The sequence below is a fragment of the Erysipelothrix aquatica genome (assembly GCF_009828775.2).
GTDB lineage: Bacteria > Bacillota_I > Bacilli_A > Erysipelotrichales > Erysipelotrichaceae > Erysipelothrix > Erysipelothrix aquatica.
On the sequence record NZ_WTSY02000012.1, the window covers coordinates 41626 to 58405 of the forward strand.

The 16780-nt window shown below is 39.4% G+C and carries 12 protein-coding genes and 1 other annotated feature; of the genes, 10 read left to right on the top strand and 2 right to left on the bottom strand.

Annotated features, from left to right (window positions below; all coding sequences use genetic code 11):
- Positions 1-72: 72 nt before the first annotated feature.
- From GVV20_RS05015 to GVV20_RS05060, 10 genes are all read left to right on the top strand, one after another.
- A complete protein-coding gene (locus GVV20_RS05015) occupies positions 73-1485 on the top strand; it encodes an alpha-amylase (protein WP_159741306.1) in 1413 nt (470 codons plus the stop codon).
- Complete coding sequence (locus GVV20_RS05020) at positions 1469-3223, top strand: alpha-amylase family glycosyl hydrolase (RefSeq protein ID WP_159741305.1); 1755 nt, start codon at positions 1469-1471, stop codon at positions 3221-3223. Before GVV20_RS05015 ends, GVV20_RS05020 begins: the two co-directional genes overlap by 17 nt.
- A gap of 94 nt (positions 3224-3317) precedes the next feature.
- Positions 3318-4514, top strand: a complete 1197-nt coding sequence (locus GVV20_RS05025; RefSeq protein WP_159812804.1) for an extracellular solute-binding protein — start codon at positions 3318-3320, stop codon at positions 4512-4514.
- Between the two features lie 44 nt (positions 4515-4558).
- Positions 4559-5914 (top strand): carbohydrate ABC transporter permease, encoded by a 1356-nt coding sequence (locus tag GVV20_RS05030; RefSeq protein WP_159812802.1) that lies wholly within the window; start codon positions 4559-4561, stop codon positions 5912-5914.
- Positions 5911-6765 carry a sugar ABC transporter permease gene (locus GVV20_RS05035; protein WP_201287531.1) on the top strand — a complete coding sequence of 285 codons (855 nt, stop codon included), beginning with the start codon at positions 5911-5913 and terminating at the stop codon, positions 6763-6765. Before GVV20_RS05030 ends, GVV20_RS05035 begins: the two co-directional genes overlap by 4 nt.
- A complete protein-coding gene (locus GVV20_RS05040) occupies positions 6765-8249 on the top strand; it encodes an alpha-amylase family glycosyl hydrolase (protein ID WP_159741038.1) in 1485 nt (494 codons plus the stop codon). The genes GVV20_RS05035 and GVV20_RS05040 overlap by 1 nt, the downstream gene beginning before the upstream one ends.
- A 94-nt stretch (positions 8250-8343) precedes the next feature.
- Positions 8344-9333, top strand: a complete 990-nt coding sequence (locus GVV20_RS05045) for a LacI family DNA-binding transcriptional regulator (protein WP_159741039.1) — start codon at positions 8344-8346, stop codon at positions 9331-9333.
- Between the two features lie 60 nt (positions 9334-9393).
- Positions 9394-11634 (top strand): glycogen/starch/alpha-glucan family phosphorylase, encoded by a 2241-nt coding sequence (gene glgP, locus GVV20_RS05050; protein WP_159741040.1) that lies wholly within the window; start codon positions 9394-9396, stop codon positions 11632-11634.
- 1 nt (position 11635) lies between these two features.
- The gene (malQ, locus tag GVV20_RS05055) at positions 11636-13069 is read left to right on the top strand and encodes a 4-alpha-glucanotransferase (protein ID WP_159741041.1); all 1434 of its coding nucleotides are present in this window, start codon (positions 11636-11638) and stop codon (positions 13067-13069) included.
- Between the two features lie 90 nt (positions 13070-13159).
- Entirely contained in the window at positions 13160-14143 is a 984-nt protein-coding gene (locus tag GVV20_RS05060) for a choloylglycine hydrolase family protein (protein WP_159741042.1), read from the top strand.
- Between the two features lie 147 nt (positions 14144-14290).
- On the opposite strand, the gene GVV20_RS05065 is transcribed toward GVV20_RS05060, so the two are convergent.
- A complete protein-coding gene (locus GVV20_RS05065) occupies positions 14291-15025 on the bottom strand; it encodes an amino acid ABC transporter ATP-binding protein (protein ID WP_159741043.1) in 735 nt (244 codons plus the stop codon).
- Positions 15018-16514, bottom strand: a complete 1497-nt coding sequence (locus tag GVV20_RS05070; RefSeq protein WP_159741044.1) for an ABC transporter substrate-binding protein/permease — start codon at positions 16512-16514, stop codon at positions 15018-15020. The genes GVV20_RS05065 and GVV20_RS05070 overlap by 8 nt, the downstream gene beginning before the upstream one ends.
- A gap of 43 nt (positions 16515-16557) precedes the next feature.
- Positions 16558-16766 (bottom strand) — a binding site (T-box leader).
- Positions 16767-16780 lie beyond the last annotated feature (14 nt).

The following is a 16780-nucleotide window of genomic DNA, read 5'->3' on the forward strand; positions in this document are numbered from 1 at the left end:
CGGCTTCTTGGTTGCAATTTTACACGCGTTGTATATAATGAACATGAGGAAAACGTTTTCTCGGAGGTTTGCATGAAACGTATTTTATTACAAAATTTTGAGTGGTATATGAAACCAGAAACAAATCTATGGGCAGAAATTGCATGTGATGCTTATCAGTATGCGCAAGATGGCATTACAGAATCTTGGTTGCCGCCAGCATATAAAGCTAAAAATGGAATCAATGATGTTGGCTATGGAGTCTATGATTTATACGATCTTGGTGAGTTTAATCAAAAGAACACGGTTCGGACCAAGTATGGAACATGTTCAGAATATGAGCAAGCAATTAAAGCGCTTCAGGCGCAGGAGATTAAAGTCTATGCAGATATTGTCTTAAATCATAAAATGGGTGCTGATGGTGTTGAGCGTGTGAATGCAACGGTATCACATGCAACGAATCGCTTAAATATGAAGCACCAAACAGAGATTGAAGCATGGACAGTTTTTAATTTCGATAATCGTAATAATATGTATTCGGATTTTAAATGGAACAAGCATCATTTCAAAGCAGTTGACTTTGATCATCGTTCGAAGACATCCGAAATTTATCTTTTTGATGGTAAATCATGGTCAGAGAACATCGATGTTGAGCTTGGAAATTATGACTACCTTATGGGTGCAGATATTGATGTGTCGAATCCTGAAGTGCGCCAACATTTAAAAGATTGGGGTCACTGGTATACCAAACGTTTTGGTTTGGATGGCTATCGAATTGATGCAGTTAAGCATATTGATTTTGACTTTTATGATGAGTGGCTTCAGGAAATGCAGTCTGAAGCACCGAAGTATGCCGTCGGTGAATATTGGAGTCCTGATTTGCGAGCACTTCATAACTATCTTCAAGAAACACAGTACAGTATGTCATTGTTTGATGTCCCGTTACACTTTAACTTTCATATTGCAAGTTTTCTTGGGGATAACTATGATTTACGAAAAATATTCAATGGCACACTTGTTGCAACACAACCCGAGTATGCAGTGACGTTTGTGGACAATCACGATACACAAGTCGGCCAATCGCTAGAGTCGTATGTCAAACATTGGTTTCGTTATCATGCGTATGCATTGATTCTACTGCGTACAGAAGGTGTACCGTGTGTATTTTATCCTGATTATAAAACGCATCTTCCCAAATTGGCACGCATGATGCGCGTATCGCATCGACTTAATGGTAAACAGTTCGATATGATTGATGACACTCATGTTATTGGCTGGAGTTTTGATGGCGACTATCCTGGGGCGGTCGTCATGAGCAACCGCTACAATAGTATTAAAAAAATGTACGTTGGAAAACAACATGCAGGAAAAGAATTTGTTGATTTAATGGAACACACTGAAGGTGTGGTTACGATCAATGAGAAGGGAATTGGCTTGTTCCCGGTTGCTGCTAAAGTATGCAGCGTCTATATAACAAAGGAGAATTATCATGAAAGTATTCTATGATACACTTGGAAAATTAACATGGCGTGAACCTATAAATTTATATTATCAAGGTGTTCTCATTGAAAATGGAATCGTACCAAATTTAGAGTTGGGCATTGACCATGTTGTGACGGATCAATTTGGAACAGTTTATCCAATCATCTACCGTGGTATTGTGCATACGTCTTGGTTTGATGCTACCTTTGATGCAACGCATGAGCGCTTAGGCAGTTCCGTTGAAGCAGATGAAACGACTTTTAGTGTTTTTGCTCCAACGGCAATTGCAGTATACTTACGCATCGATAATGCCCGTATTTTAATGCACCGCAAAGATAACGGTGTTTATACGCACACGATTGCACAAAATCTTCATGGGACAATTTATAACTATGAAGTTCATGTAAATGGGGACGTCAATATCACGACTGATATTTACGCAAAAGCCTCAATGCCGAATGGTTCTGCCAGTGTGGTAGTTGATTTCAATCAAATGCATCTTGAAACGAATCCAATTGAGTCTCGCTCTGGGGTCATTTTGGAAACGCAGGTGCGTGATTTTTCAATGGATCCGAATGTTGGATTTAAGTATCGTGGTAAGTTCCTTGGCATGTTGGAATCTCATGGCGACTATGGGATGCAACATATCCTCGATATGGGAGTTAGCCATATTCAGTTGATGCCTATCAATGATTTCGGAAGTGTTGACGAACTCAATCCCTTGGAAAACTATAACTGGGGCTATGACCCAATGCAGTACATGGCATTGGAAGGATCATACAGTACTGATCCTAATGACCCACTTCGTGCCATTTCGGAGTTTTCCACATTGGTGAATGGTTATCACAAACACGGCATAGGAGTTAATGTTGACGTTGTTTTTAATCATGTCTATGAAGTCGCACCATCAGCATTTCATCAAACGGTCCCATACTATTACTTCCGTTATGACAATGTCTTCGAACATTATCATGGAACATTCTGCGGAAATGAGCTTGCCTCAGAGCGTCCTATGGTTCGAAAAATGATCGTCGATGCATGTCGCTACTATGTCGAGACATTTAGAATTGATGGTTACCGTTTTGATTTGATGGGCATAATGGACATTGACACCATGCTAGCAATTCAAGAAGCCATTCCGAATACAACGTTATACGGAGAAGGTTGGCATATGGCATCGGGACTCCCTGATAGTCTTAAAGCGAGTATGGAAAATACTGCGAGCTTGCCAGGTATCGGACATTTTAATGATCAATTCCGTAATCTTGTAGGAGGCGATACTGATGCTCGTAATTTAGGGTATGTAGATACAGGGCTAACGCCGCTTATCAAAGAAAGTATTCTGGGGAGTCGTAATCTTTTCGCTGAGGCTGCTTTAAGTATTAATTACATTGAATGTCACGATAATTATGCACTTGCGGATAAAGTCGTTTTAAATCATAAACAGGTTGAGGCAATCGATGTTTTAAATGCATTGGTGATTTTATCGAAGGGTGTTCCTTTCATGCAAATTGGTCAAAGTTTCTTCCGAAATAAACACCGAAATCATAACTCCTATAATTTACCAGATGCGGTCAATCAGATTGATTGGTCATTTGTGAAGACATATCGCGATTATCATGAAAATGTGAAGCGATTCATTGAATTTAGAACAAAAAACAAAAATTATTCTATAGATTTTGTAGGCGATGAAATTGTGTTCAAAGGTACTCATGGAGCGATATCTGTGACACCCAATAATGTTATCTTCCAAGATGAATAATGTAAACGTATACATTTCCCTCTTTACAAATGCAAAAGTCTTGCTATAATAGGTTTAAGAAAACGATTTCCTAAATCGTGAGGAGGAAGAAGTAGTGAAACGATTTGTTAAAGTTATGACGGTACTTATGGTATCACTAGCACTAGCAGGATGTTCATCAGGCAAGCCAGCATCCGAAACAATTAATCTGAAAGTATGGGGTTCCCAAGATTCTCAAGAGTTCCTATCAAAACGCATTGAGAAATTCAAAGAACTAAATCCGGACAAGACATACAATATTGAATTAGGTGTTGTTGGGGAACCTGACGCGCGTGATTATGTAACACAAGATATCGAAGCAGCTGCAGATGTCTTCGCATTTGCTAACGACCAAATCACAGACTTGGTTGAAGCAGGTGCATTATATGAAATCACTAAAGATAAAGAACGTATTGTTAAAGACAATGTTCCGGGATCAGTTGATGCAGCAACAATCGATGGTAAACTTTACGCTTACCCAATGACTGCAGATAATGGATACTTCATGTACTATGACAAAAATGTCTTTACAGAAGAAGATGTTAAGTCATTAGATTCAATGATCAAAGTTGCTGAAGCGAAAAACAAGAAAATCTTCATGGACGTTTCAAACGGCTGGTATAATGCATCATTCTTCTTAGGAGCTGGTGGAAAACTTGCTGTTGAAAATGGCAAACAAGTCACAGACTTCAACAACGCACGCGGACTTCAAGTCGGAGAATATATGCGCTCATTCACAGCTTCACCAGCATTCTTAACAGGTGATGATACAGTCTTACAAGCAGGTATGGGCGATACAATTGCTGCTGGTGTATCTGGAACATGGGTTGCAGAATCAATGGAAAAAACATTGGGTGATAACTATGCTGCGACAAAACTTCCAACATTCAACATTGGTGGTGAAGATGTTCAAATGGCAAGCTTCGGTGGCTACAAACTCATGGGTGTTAAAACAAAAACAAAACATCCAGTTGAAGCAATGGCTTTAGCAGACTTCTTAACAAATGAAGAAAGCCAATTAGAACGTTTCAACACATTGAAACTTGGACCATCAAATATTAAAGCTGCAGAAAGTGAAGCAGTTCAAGCTAACGTTGCATTAAGCGCTTTAGCAGAACAAGCACAATTTGCACACAGTCAAAAGAGTGTCCTTTCAAACTACTGGACACCATCTGAAGCATTCGGCCTTGCACTTGAAGATAAGAATCCTGCACCTATGCAAGAACTCTTAGATCAAATGGTCAAACAAATTCAAGAAGGTGTAATAGAGTAACAATTAGGGGCGTAAGCCCCTTTATTTATTAAGGAGAACGTGAAATGGAGAAACTAACTCTACCGTTTAAAAGGTATATCAACGGATTTGTTAAGGGTGATACAGCCACACGATGCGCATACTTAATCATGGGTTCGGGGGCCTTCTTAAGAAAGCAATTTATAAAAGGATACCTGTACCTATCGGCACAAATCTTATTTGTGTTGTATATGCTACGATTTGGTGTAAACCAGCTCGCAGGACTCGTGACATTAGGAACTAATGTCCAAGGAAAAGTCTTTGACGAAGCATTGGGGATTTATATTTATACTGAGGGTGATAACTCGATGCTTATGCTTCTATTTGGAGTATTTTGTATCTTTATCATTTTAGGATTTTTACTGATTTACTTTATTAGTGTTAAAGGTGCAATTAACAATCAAAAAATGATTGAAGAAGGGCACCCTTTACCAACATTCAAAGAAGAACTTAAAACACTTCTGAACGAACGCTTCCACATTACAATATTAGCGTTACCAACGATTTTGACCTTTGCATTCACAATTGCACCGTTAATTTTTATGATTTTAATTGCATTTACCAACTTTGATAAAAATCACCAACCACCAGGTAATATCTTCGGATGGGTTGGAATCAAAAACTTTACGGATATGCTCTATAATAATAAAATCATTTCTGGAACATTCTTTGCATTATTGAAATGGACCTTTATTTGGGCAATCTTTGCAACATTCTTGAACTATATCTTTGGAATGTTGTTAGCGATGCTTATCAACGCCAAAGGCATTAAAATTAAAAAATTCTGGCGAACAATTTTCATTGTTTCGATTGCGATTCCGCAATTTGTAAGTTTAATGATAATGAGTCAACTTTTACATGATCTTGGTCCTGTTAATGTCTTGCTTCAGAACTGGGGTATCATCAACGAGCCGATTCGTTTCTTAACGAACGGTACGCTGGCCAAGATAACGGTTATTGTTGTTAACTTATGGGTTGGGGTTCCTTATACAATGTTAATCACATCTGGAATCCTAATGAACATTCCACAAGATATGTACGAAAGTGCGCGAATTGATGGTGCCGGACCGGTCCGCCAATTCTTTAGTATTACGTTACCATACATGTTAAGTGTTACGACACCCTATCTTATTACACAGTTCATTGGTAACCTCAATAACTTCAACTTAATTTATCTATTAACAGGTGGTGGTCCATTATCCTTGAACTACTACCAAGCTGGTGAAACTGACCTCTTAGTAACGTGGCTCTATAAGCTAACGCTTACAGACAAAAACTACGCTCTTGCATCAACGGTCGGTATTATTATCTTCATTATCAGTGCAGTCTTATCATTAGTAGTCTTTAGAAGGGTTACATCGAAGGAGAGTGATTTCCAATGATCCGAGGTATTAAAGCAAAACGCCGTGCAACAAGTGCAGCAGGCCATACTGTCCTAACAATCCTAAGTTTTATCTGGTTACTACCAGTAGCGTGGGTTGTCATGACATCGTTCCGTGGAGAAGGCGGAGCATTTACAAGTTATATTATTCCGAAAACATGGACATTCGATAACTATACACGTCTGTTTACAGATACGACATTATTTAACTTTCCACGTTGGTTTATGAACACATTGATTGTTGCGATCTTTACCTGTGCGATTTCGACGGTTATTACGCTCGCAACATCGTATGCATTTTCCCGATTACGCTTCAAATTGCGTAAACCCATGATGAATGTGGTATTAGTTATTGGGATGTTCCCTGGCTTTATGGCGATGATCGCAATTTATTATCTTATTAAAGCAATTGGGTTGGATCAATCACTAGCAGCACTTGTACTTGTTTATTCAGGTGGAGCAGCGATGGGATACTATATCTCAAAAGGATTCTTTGATACGATTCCAAAGGCCATCGATGAATCAGCGATTATTGATGGTGCTACCCGTAACGATATTTTCTGGAAAATTACATTACCACTTTCCAAACCAATTATTGTCTATACAGTCTTAACATCATTCTTAGCACCATGGGTCGATTTTATCTTTGTAAGTTTTATCATGCGTGATAACTACAATAACTATACAGTTGCTCTTGGACTCTTTGAGATGTTGAAACGTGAGAATATCTATCAATACTTTACGCGCTTCTGTGCGGCAGCGGTATTGATTGCGATTCCAATTACAATTCTCTTTATCTTTATGCAAAAATACTATGTAACAGGTGTTACCGGAGGCTCTGTTAAAGGATAATGAAAAAATTGAGTTTACTTCTAATCTTAGTCTTATTGATTTCAGGATGTGCATCGTCACAGACATCGTATGTTCATCCTGAAGTACCGTCAGTCTATTACGAAATATTTGTCGCATCGTATTATGACAGTAATGGTGACGGTATGGGTGATCTTGATGGTGTTCGTGAGAAACTTCCATATATCCAAGAGACATTGGGGATTTCAAATGTATGGTTCATGCCAGTTATGCCATCACCGTCATATCATAAGTATGATGTCACCGATTATAAGACAATTGATCCTCAGTATGGGGATATGGAATCAATGAAGAATTTGTTAACCGCAATGGAATCTCGAAATATGACCTTGATTCTCGATTTGGTACTCAATCATACATCTATTGAGCATCCATGGTTTACCCAGGCAGTTGCTGCGAAACAGACCAACACATGTGATACAAACAAATACTGTGATTACTATAATTTCAGTGATACGTGGCAAACGGGGTACCGTGAATATGCACCGGGTATCTGGTATGAATCTGTATTCTCTGAGCATATGCCAGATTTAAATTTGGATAGTTCAGAAGTACGACGGGAGATCTCGGAAATCGTAGCATTTTGGCTCGACATGGGTATAAAAGGCTTTCGTCTCGATGCAACCAGTCATTACTATGCTGATGATGTAGCCCGTAACAATGAATTTTTAGATTGGCTCAATACTGAAGTGAAAACACATACAAAAGACGCATACATCGTTGCGGAAGCATGGATTCCGAATGCTATTGTAACGGATATGTATGCATCAAATATTGACTCATTCTTTAATTTTGGACTCAGTCAAGCAAACGGTATGATTGCAAAGAGTGTGAAAAAAGGTGACGGTCAATCCCTTGCACAGTTTGTTGCAGAATATAATCAAGCAATTAAAGCAAATAATGAAAATGCCTTAGATGCACCCTTTATATCGAATCATGATCAGGGTCGATCAGCAACATACTTTAATGATGTCGATCAGCAAAAAATGGCTGCATCATTATACCTGATGATGCCGGGAAATCCGTTTGTTTACTACGGAGAAGAGATTGGGATGAAGGGAAGCGGTGTTGATGAAAACAAACGCTTGCCTATGGTCTGGTCTCAAAAAGATGCAACGGGTCAAACGAAAGCACCACAAAATGCGGACTACACAGTACCTTTTGATTCGTCAGTTGCTGATCAAGAAAAGGACAAAGCATCGTTACTTAATCATTATGCGCACGCAATTAAAATTCGAAACAAGTATCCACAACTGGTTACGAGCTCACCCACTGCGGTGACATCCAGTGCAACATTATACGTCATGAAACATGACGACATTACTGTTATTCATAATTTATCGCAGGAATCACAAATATTGCCAGGATCGTATTCCGTCCTAGATACCATTCAAGGAGCTGCAAAAGCATCATCAGATGGATTGCAAATCGAAGGCATGAGTAGTATTATCGTTAGAGACAAATAAAACAAAAGATATGTGATACTTGCTGAAAAAAGCGTGATTTTCTACGTATTTGCAGTTAGAATGCTATAATTAAGCAGTGTAAGGGAGGCAACACATGGCCAGTATAAATGATGTCGCTAAAAAAGCAGGCGTAGGGGTTTCAACTGTTTCTAAAGTTTTAAACAACTACAATAATATTAGTGATGCAACACGTGCAAAAGTACTTGCAGCAGTTGAAGAACTCAACTATGTGCCAAACTCCATTGCATCTGCTTTATCATCCAAGCAAGGCAAAAGGGTGGCGTTGGTCATCTTCATCAATAACCACCGCCAAGCAATTGATGAAATTAATATGCAGTATCTCTTTGGGGCGATGAATCATTCCAAAGAACTTAAAATTGAAGTCATACCTGTCTTTTCTAATCTTCTAGAAGGAAAGAATGCGAAAGAAATTCTTCAGCATTTTAATTCACTTCGAGTGAGCGCAGTTATCTACTATGGATTATCGAAAGAAGCTGTCTCGTACAAAGAATTGATAGACATGGATGTGTTCCCAAGCGTTGTGGTTGATGCACCAATCATTGGTCCCCGAACCAGTTATGTCATGGTTGATCATGAAAAGGCCCAATACGATATTGCAGTCAAAATGATCAAACGTCATAAAGCGACACGTATTTTGTATTTGGCTGGACGTCGTGATGGTTATGTTACAGACTTAAGGATGCAAGGTGTTGTGAATGCTTGCGATGAATTGGGCGTCACCATGAATGCGCAGTATGCAAACTTTAGTGAGAAACGGGCACGTGAATTAGTGAAACAACACGCACTAAAATCAGATCTTGTGATCTGTGCTTCAGACCTTACTGCCATTGGGGCTGTACACGGTCTGAAGGAAATTGAAGAATTCCGCCCAGTTTGCGGATTTGACGGGATTACACTATTAGGGTATATTAACTATAAAATTGATACAGTACGTCAAGATTTCTACCAGGTATCGGTAAATGCGATGAATGCAGTGAGCCGCTTACTCCAAGGAAACCCATCTGAGGAAATCTTAATGGACTATGAACTGACTACGATATCATACGATGATGTCATCATGTAATAACTAGGGCGAAAGCCCTAATTATTAACATCTTTTAGAAAACGTTTTCGGAGGAAACCTATGATAAAACAAGAATTAGAACATATATTAGATACGGATATGCGTACTGTGTCGGTCGATAAATTATATGAAGCTGTGCTAGAAATTGCACAAAATCGTATTGCTAAAGTACCAGCTGTGACGGGCGAACGCAGCGTTTACTACATGTCGGCAGAGTTTCTAATTGGAAAACTATTATCCAATAACTTAATGAATTTAGGCATCTATGATGAAGTTCGCGATGTGTTAGCAGCGAATGGTCGCAATATTTCTGAAGTTGAAGATTATGAACCAGAACCATCACTAGGAAATGGTGGATTAGGACGACTTGCAGCTTGCTTTATGGATTCAATCGCAACATTAGGACTAAATGGCCAAGGGCTCGGTTTAGTCTACCACTACGGTCTGTTCCGACAAGTGTTCCGGAATCGACTTCAAGCGGAAGAAAAAGATACATGGTTGGACAAACCAGGTTGGTTACGTAAGACTGATTTTACAGTGCCCGTTCAAATTGGCGATGTCGCAGTAACGGGTCGTATGTATGAAATTGACGTACTCGGATACAACGGTGAAAAAGCACCGCTTCGTTTATTCGATCTTGAGTCAATTGATGATTCAATCATTACCGAAGGAATTCGTTTTGATGAGCGTGCTGTCGACAAAAACTTAACGTTATTCTTATATCCAGATGACTCAACCGAAGAAGGCTTACGTCTTCGCTTTGCACAACAGTATTTTATGGTTTCAGGGGGACTTGCGTGGATTTTAGAAGAACACAAGGACCATCTTGACCGTTTAGATTCTTATGCAACCATTCAAATTAACGATACACACCCATCGATGGTCATCGTATTACTTTTAAAAGCCTTGTTGGCAGATGGTATTGCATTTGATCGTGCCGTTGAAATTATTTCAAACACCTGTGCATACACCAACCATACAATCTTGGCAGAAGCGCTTGAAAAATGGCCACTCGCATACTTTGAAGCAGTTGACGCAAGTTTAGTGCCATTATTACATCAACTTCAAGATCTTGCGGCAGCTCGAAGCAATGATGCTCGCACTGCAGTAATTGATCACGAAGGACGTGTACATATGGCATCACTCGCAATCCATTTCAGTAAATCAACGAATGGCGTTGCAGCCCTACATACAGAAATCTTAAAAAACAGTGAACTTAAACCATTCTATGATATGTATCCTGACCGTTTTAATAATAAGACTAATGGGATTACATTCCGTCGTTGGCTCCAACATACCAACCGACCACTAACTGAATTTATCGAAACACGTATTGGTGATGGATTTAAACAAGATGCTATGGAATTACTGAAGTTAGAGCGTTTTGTGGATGATGAAGCAAGCCTTCAAGAATTATTAGCGATCAAACATACGAAGAAAGAAGACCTTGCTGCATATATCGAAAAAACGGAAGGTATTAGCGTTAATGCGGATGCTATCTTCGATATTCAAATTAAACGTCTTCATGAATACAAACGCCAACAAATGAATTTACTCTACGCAATTCACATGTACCATGAAATTAAAGCAGGATATGTTCCAACACGTCCACTTACAATGTTCTTTGGTTCGAAAGCCGCACCTGCCTATACTATCGCTAAGGATATTATTCATGCACTACTCACTTTATCCAAAGTGATTGCGGATGACGAACTCGTAAGTCAATACTTACAAATTGTCTTTGTGGAAAACTACAATGTATCAAAAGCCGAAATGTTGATTCCTGCATGCGATATCTCTGAGCAAATTTCGCTCGCATCTAAAGAAGCAAGTGGAACAGGAAATATGAAATTTATGCTGAATGGTGCTTTAACACTGGGAACTATGGATGGTGCTAACGTTGAAATCAGCGAGCTTGTAGGCGATGAAAATATTTACATCTTTGGTGAATCCAGTGATACAATTATCGAACACTATGCGAAAGCTGATTATGTATCAAGAGAATATTATGAAAAGAGTCCTCAAATTAAACAGGCTGTTGATTTTATCAATGGACCATTAATGCTTGCAAGTGGAACAAAAGAAAATCTTGATCGCTTGCATCACGAACTAATTAGTAAAGACTGGTTCATGACTTTGATTGACATTGAAGCTTACATTGCAACTAAGAACACCATGATTGCGGACTATGAAGACCGCATGACCTGGGCTAAGAAGACATTAATTAATATTGCACGCGCAGGTTTCTTCTCAAGCGACCGTACGATTTCGGAATACAATCGTGATATTTGGAAGGTATAGTATGACACAGACAAGACGTGCTGGTGTCCTGATGCCAGTGTCCAGTTTTGAAGGGACACTAGGCATCGGTGACTTTGGATCAAGTGCTTATACTTGGATTCAAAATCTCGCAAAAACAAACGCAACTATTTGGCAAATATTGCCACTCAATCCTGTCGGATATGGAAACAGTCCATACCAAACGTATTCATCGTTTGCAGGCGATGAAATTTATATATCGATCGAGAAGTTATATGCAACTTTGCATCTCGAGTTTGACCAAGAACCTGTTTTTGGCAAGCGCGTCAATTTTGGAGCTGTTCGCACTTTGAAAACAGCATACCTTCGTAATGCATTCCAACATTTTAAGAAAGACGCATCTTATAATGACTTTCTTGAAGTAGCGGCAACGTGGCTTGATGAGTATGTGATGTTTATTGCTCTAAAAAAATTGAACGATAATGCGTCATGGACAGAATGGAAAGTCATGGAAGTTTCAGAGTCTGAGCTCGAATACGAACGTTTTGTTCAATATGTATTCTACATGCAGTGGATGGAACTTAAAAAGTATGCGAATGACTTAGGTATTCGTGTCGTTGGTGATATTCCGATTTACTTAGGTCATGACTCTGCTGAGGTGTATCATCATCGTGATCAGTTCTTACTGAACCGCGATGGGACACCAGCTTGGGTTGCAGGTGTCCCGCCGGACTATTTCAGTACTGAAGGGCAGTTGTGGGGAAATCCTATTTATGATTGGAAAGCGATGGCGCGTAATGACTATGCGCTTTGGGCAGATCGTTTGCGATGGAATCAAGAAATGTTTGATGTGATTCGAATTGACCACTTCCGTGCTTTTGATACCTATTGGATCATTCCGGGAGAAAGTGAAACGGCACGTATTGGTGAATGGAAAATTGGTCCACGCAATCACTTCTTCGATGCTATGTACCGTCAAATTGAAAATTTGGAACTTGTGGTTGAGGATTTGGGTGATTTACGACCAGAAGTCCTTGAACTTCGTGATGACTACGATCTCATGGGTATGAAGATAATTCAATTCAATCTCAATCCGCATGAACTTGAAGCCAACGCCCTTGTTGATTCGAATATTCTTGTTTACACAGGAACGCATGATAATCAAACCATGGCAGGTTGGACAGACGAACTCACCATCAAAAAATACAAAGAAATTACCAAAAATCTTAAAGATCTCGGCCACGATTACCCGTCGTTATGGCAACAAGTCGCATCGTATACACTCTCACTAAATGCGAACTGGGCGATACTGCCGATTCAAGATCTTATGGGACTTGATAATGAAGCACGAATCAATGAACCAGGAACGATTGGGTCTCCTAACTGGGAATGGAAACTCGATTTAAATACCGACCTCACTGATGCCTTTCAATTTCTAGCAACGCTTGTATCAGCGTTTGATAGAGTTGTTGAATAAAAACATACAATCTCCTTAAAAGACCTACACCTGTAGGTCTTTATTATTCCTCGCATAAACTATATAATATTAAAAAAGGGGGCTTTATTTATGTGTACAAGCGTTTCATTAAAGAGTCGTGATGATTTGCATTTACTTGCACGAACCATGGACTTTTCCTATGATCTCTCACCAGAGATGACAATAATTCAGCGAGATTATCCACTGAAATTTGGTTTGCTTGATCAACCATTGACCAATCATTTCGCATTCTTAGGTTTATCAAAAAATATCGGTGATCATATTATGGCAGACGGATTGAATGAGCATGGACTAGCAGCTGCAGTATTGTATTTTGAAGGGTATGCTCACTACAATAATCAAAAAGATGGTGCACTCAACCTTATGTCCCATGAAATTGTAAACTGGATTCTTGCATCGTATACTTCGATTGAAGAAGTAATAGATGCTTTTGGTCGCATTAATATTACCAATGATGCCAATCCGATGTTAGGGATTGCGTCGCCATTGCACTGGGTGTTTACCGATGCAACAGGACGCAGCATTATCGTAGAACCGCTAAAAGATGGGCTTAAAATTCATGAAAACAAACTGGGTGTTATGGCTAACAGTCCGGATTACGACTGGCATAAAACCAATATTCGTAACTACATAGGCGTTAATCCAAAACAAGTAGAACCCGTTGAACTCTTTGAAGAAACCTTTAAACCATTTGGTCAAGGATCGGGTACCTTTGGTTTACCTGGCGACTACAGTCCACCTTCACGATTCATTCGTACGCTCTTTGCGAAATTAACACGCGTGCCAAACTATGGCGAGGAAGATCTCGTCAACAGTGCATACCATATTCTTAGTGGTGTTGATATTATGAAAGGATCCGTTGTGACACAACGAAACTCCTTAGACTATACGCAATACACAACATGTATGATGACAAATACTCGTACGTATTACTTTAAGATGTACAACAACTCACAAATCGTTCGCGTAAATCTAAATGACTACACATTGGATGGGCAAGATGCCTTAAGTCATCCTGTACCAACCCAACAAGTATTTGGTTCAATAAAATAACATAATACAGACAAAGGCCGCACGGCCTTTTTGTATGTCTCTTTATATGAAAGTACCATTATACATTGTTTATGGTAAGGATACTGTCGTTTAAATGTTAAAAAAAGCAACACATGTCGATGTGTTGCTTTCTTAATATTAATGAATCTATAAAACTTTACTGAGGAATTCTTGAGTACGAGGACTTGTTGGATTATCGAAAATTTGTGAAGGTGTTCCTGCTTCTTCAATAATACCGTCGTCCATGAATAATACGGTATCACTGATGTGTTTCGCAAAGTTCATTTCGTGTGTCACGATCACAATCGTCATTCCCGAATCTGCTAATTGATTGATAACATCCAAAACATCTTTTACCATTTCAGGGTCAAGTGCACTGGTTGGTTCGTCAAAGAGCATGACATCAGGATTCATCGCTAAGGCACGCACAATCGCTAACCGTTGTTTTTGACCACCTGATAGTTTCGTTGGGAAGGTATCGGCCTTGTCAGCCAATCCAACGCGCTCTAGGAGTTCTAATGCTTGTGCTTTAGCATCTGCCTTAGAAATACCTTTCTCAAGTGTAGGAGCTAATGTTATGTTCTCAAGTACCGTCAAATTGGGGAAGACGTTGAAGTGTTGGAAGACCATTCCAATTTCTTGACGAATCTTGTCCAGTGATTTCCCTTTAGCACTTAAAACTTGTCCTTTAAATTCAATCGTTCCATCTGTTGGAACTTCGAGAAGATTCAAGCATCTTAGGAATGTTGATTTACCCGATCCAGAAGGTCCGATAATTGAAATAACTTGACCCTTATTGATGGTGAAGTCGATGCCTTTGAGGACTTCGAGACTACCATAGTTCTTTTTAAGATTTTTTATTTTGATGAGTTCGTTAGTCATGGTTTGTTTGTCCTTTCTTTTCAAAGTATTGAACAACTTTTGAAAGTGAGAATGTCAGAATAAAGTAGATAACCCCAACAATCATTAATGCTTCAAGTTTCATGTGTGTTGCAGCTGAAACAATGGATTGTGATGTCATTAAACTGTTAATAAAGAAGATAGATGCCAATGATGTTTCTTTGATCATGGTGATAAACTCGTTACCAAGTGCGGGTAAGATGTTTTTTACAGCTTGTGGCATGATTACTTTAATCATCATGTTGCGATCAGACAGACCCAAACTCTTCGCAGCTTCGAATTGTCCTTTGTCAACAGCTTGGATTCCAGCACGGAAGATTTCTGCAACGTAAGCACTGGAGTTGAAGATTAAGGCAAAGATGACCCACATTTGATCACTGATTCCATTAGGGAAGAACTGTGCCCCTCCAAATACGAATAAGTAGAGTTGTAAGAGAATTGGTGTTCCACGGACCAGTTCGATATAGGCGGTCGCAAACCATTGTAACGGTTTAAATTTCGACATTTTAGAGAGGGCAAGTAATGCACCACCAATTGTCCCAAAGAAAACAACGATTAAGGATAACCAAATTGTTCCCAAAGTTCCTTGCCAGAAGACATTTCCATAGGCACCTAATAATGTAAAGACATTTGGTTTTGCAGCACCCAGTTCACCAACCTGTGCAGATAATGCTTTCGCATCACTTAACCATTGTGTATATAAACCAGCATCTTTTACTGCGATAATACTTGTATTGACGGCCTCAAGTAATTCTGGCTCACCCAATGGCATAATAACCATTGTTCCGATAGCATCACTGACCGCGAAGAGTGTATCACTAAGTTTAAGTTCTGGATTGTTGGCAAGGAATCCTTCACCGGATTTACAGCTTACTGCGACAGCGTCTGTCTTGCCAGCTTTTAGTTCTAATGCCCCATCTTCTAGCGCTGTAACGAATCGAACGTTAGCCCCAGGGAGTTGTTGCTCTGTATATTGTTGTTGGACGGAACCGTTTTGAACAGTAACGGTCGCATTGTTGAAATCATCAAGTGACGTAAATGTGTTATCCGAACGAACGAGGAATCCTTGGCAAAGGGATTCGGAGTTATCGTAAGGTTCACTGAACTGAATAACTTTAGCCCGATCATCTGTGTACGTAAAACCGGATAATCCGATATCAAATTTACGTTCTTTGACAGCTGTCGGGATGTCATCAAAGTTCATCGCTTTAACGGTTAACTTAACCCCTAAGTCATCCGCAATTTGTTGGGCCAGATCGATGTCAGCACCAACGTATTGATCTTGACCTAATTTGGAAGGATCAATAAACTCGAATGGTGCATAGTCAGGGGACGTTCCAACAATGAGTTCTCCACGTTGTTGAATTTCCTCAAGCATATTTTGAGGTGGTGCTGTCTCAGTTGATGTTGTATTAGCACCACACGCTGTGAGGACTAACACCATGATGAGACTTAATAATAGTTTCTTCATATTCTTTCTCTCCTTATAATAAAAAAACTCTAGACAAGATTTGTCTAGAGACGAAGTTATCGCGGTACCACTCTAATTGCTAAATAGATTATTTAGCCACTCTTTTTGGTAACGCAGTATCTGCGGGTTATGCTACTTCAGTTCACATAACCATCTTCCAAGTGCGGTTCATTATTGTTGAGTCACTAAGCTTCCACCATCCTTAGTTCGCTTTCACATCCCAATAATTACTCTCTTGTTCCTTGATGTTATTGATGATCTAGAAA

Coding starts and splice junctions, on each gene's coding strand:
- GVV20_RS05015 (WP_159741306.1), top strand. CDS start 73: ATGAAACGTATTTTATTACAAAATTTTGAGTGGTATATGAAACCAGAA.
- GVV20_RS05020 (WP_159741305.1), top strand. CDS start 1,469: ATGAAAGTATTCTATGATACACTTGGAAAATTAACATGGCGTGAACCT.
- GVV20_RS05030 (WP_159812802.1), top strand. CDS start 4,559: ATGGAGAAACTAACTCTACCGTTTAAAAGGTATATCAACGGATTTGTT.
- GVV20_RS05035 (WP_201287531.1), top strand. CDS start 5,911: ATGATCCGAGGTATTAAAGCAAAACGCCGTGCAACAAGTGCAGCAGGC.
- GVV20_RS05040 (WP_159741038.1), top strand. CDS start 6,765: ATGAAAAAATTGAGTTTACTTCTAATCTTAGTCTTATTGATTTCAGGA.
- GVV20_RS05045 (WP_159741039.1), top strand. CDS start 8,344: ATGGCCAGTATAAATGATGTCGCTAAAAAAGCAGGCGTAGGGGTTTCA.
- glgP (WP_159741040.1), top strand. CDS start 9,394: ATGATAAAACAAGAATTAGAACATATATTAGATACGGATATGCGTACT.
- malQ (WP_159741041.1), top strand. CDS start 11,636: ATGACACAGACAAGACGTGCTGGTGTCCTGATGCCAGTGTCCAGTTTT.
- GVV20_RS05060 (WP_159741042.1), top strand. CDS start 13,160: ATGTGTACAAGCGTTTCATTAAAGAGTCGTGATGATTTGCATTTACTT.
- GVV20_RS05065 (WP_159741043.1), bottom strand. CDS start 15,025: ATGACTAACGAACTCATCAAAATAAAAAATCTTAAAAAGAACTATGGT.
- GVV20_RS05070 (WP_159741044.1), bottom strand. CDS start 16,514: ATGAAGAAACTATTATTAAGTCTCATCATGGTGTTAGTCCTCACAGCG.